This window comes from Komagataeibacter kakiaceti JCM 25156, from assembly GCF_000613305.1.
In genome coordinates, this window is sequence record NZ_BAIO01000484.1 from 1 (window position 1) to 1,747 (window position 1,747).

Here is a 1,747-nt window from a genome sequence, read left to right on the forward strand (position 1 = left end):
CGCTGGTGCTGGAACGCGGCAGGGCGGTGCGTGAACGCACGGTCGATACCTTCGCCCTGTGGCGCAAATCCATCCTGAACCCCGAAAGCAATGTGCAGTTCGGGGAAGGCGGGGCGGGCACCTTTTCCGATGGCAAGCTCTACAGCCAGGTCAGCGATCCCCGGCATTACGGGCGCAAGGTGCTGTCCGCCTTCGTGCGCGCCGGCGCGCCGGAGGAGATACTCTATCTCTCCCGCCCGCATATCGGCACCTTCCGGCTGGTCACGATGGTGGAGCATATCCGCGCCGAAATCGAATCCCTTGGCGGCGAATACCGCTTTGGCGCGCATGTCAGCGATTTCATAAGCCATGACGGGGGCGCGGAGGGCCGCCGCATCACCGGCCTGCGCCTGAGCGATGGGGAGGAGATCGACGCCACCCATGTCGTGCTGGCCATAGGCCACAGCGCGCGCGACACCTTTGCCGCGCTGCACGCGGCGGGGGTGGAGATGGTGGCCAAGCCCTTTTCCATCGGCGTGCGGATCGAGCATCCGCAATCCGTCATCAACACCGCCCGTTACGGCCAGCCCGATACCGTGCCCCTGCTGGGGGCGGCGGATTACAAGCTGGTGCATCACGCCAGCAACGGCCGGGCGGTCTATTCCTTCTGCATGTGCCCCGGTGGCACGGTGGTCGCCGCCACGTCCGAGCCGGGGCAGGTGGTGACCAACGGCATGAGCCAGTATTCCCGCGCCGAGCGTAACGCCAATGCCGGGATCGTGGTGGGTGTCACGCCCGAACGCGACTACCCCGATGGCCCGCTGGCCGGAATTGCCTTCCAGCGCGAATGGGAGCGCAGGGCGTTCGTGGCCGGTGGGGGCGCCTATTTCGCGCCCGCGCAACTGGTCGGGGATTTTCTCGATGGCAGGGCGTCGACCGCGCTGGGCGATGTCGTGCCGTCCTATCGCCCCGGTGTCACGCCCGCCGACCTGTCCACCTGCCTGCCCGGTTTCGTAACGGACGCCATACGTGAGGCGCTGCCCACGTTCGATCGCAAGCTGGCCGGGTTTTCCATGCGTGACGCGGTCATGACGGGGGTGGAGACGCGCACCTCCTCGCCGCTGCGGATTCCGCGCGGGGTGGACGGGCAGGGCGTGAACCTGCGCGGCCTGTTTCCGGCGGGCGAGGGGGCGGGCTATGCCGGGGGCATCCTGTCCGCCGGGATAGACGGCATCCGCATTGCGGAGGCGGTGGCCCTGTCCCTTGCGGGGCGGCAGGTGGAACAGGGGATGCAGCGCGGGATGGTCCATGCCTCCGACGCACAGTGACATGGCGGCATGAACTGGGCGGCCCCGGCCCGCTATGGCGGCCTGCATGGCTTTCACCGGTACTGGGGCAAGAAGCCGCTGGAGCCGCTGCGCCATCTTGTCGCGCTTCTCAGCCAGCCGGGCGATCTCGTGGCCGATCCCTTCATGGGCACGGGCGCGATCGCGGGGGATGTGGTGCGCGGCGGCAGGCGGTTCGCCGGGGCTGACCTCAATCCGCTGGCCGCGCGGCTGGCCCGTTTTCAGGCCGAACCGGGGGACGCGGCCAGCGCCAGCGCGGCCCTTGCCAATATCGGACCGCACGCTGCGCGCGGAGATAGAGCACACCTATCGCACGGGGATGGACGGATCGCCACCCACATCCTGTGGCGCGATACGGAGATCGAGGCCGTGTGGCTCCGTCCCGTAACGGGGCGGCTGCGCGAATCCCGCCCGCGCAGGCG

2 protein-coding genes are annotated in these 1,747 nt (G+C 68.9%); both read left to right on the forward strand.

The window, feature by feature from the left end; genetic code table 11:
• On the forward strand, nt 1–1,307 hold a 1,307-nt coding region (locus JCM25156_RS15650; RefSeq protein WP_025813821.1), incomplete at its 5' end, for an NAD(P)/FAD-dependent oxidoreductase.
• A gap of 9 nt (nt 1,308–1,316) precedes the next feature.
• Nucleotides 1,317–1,747, forward strand: a 431-nt coding sequence (locus tag JCM25156_RS15655; RefSeq protein WP_025813822.1) for a DNA methyltransferase, incomplete at its 3' end; no start/stop codon positions are given.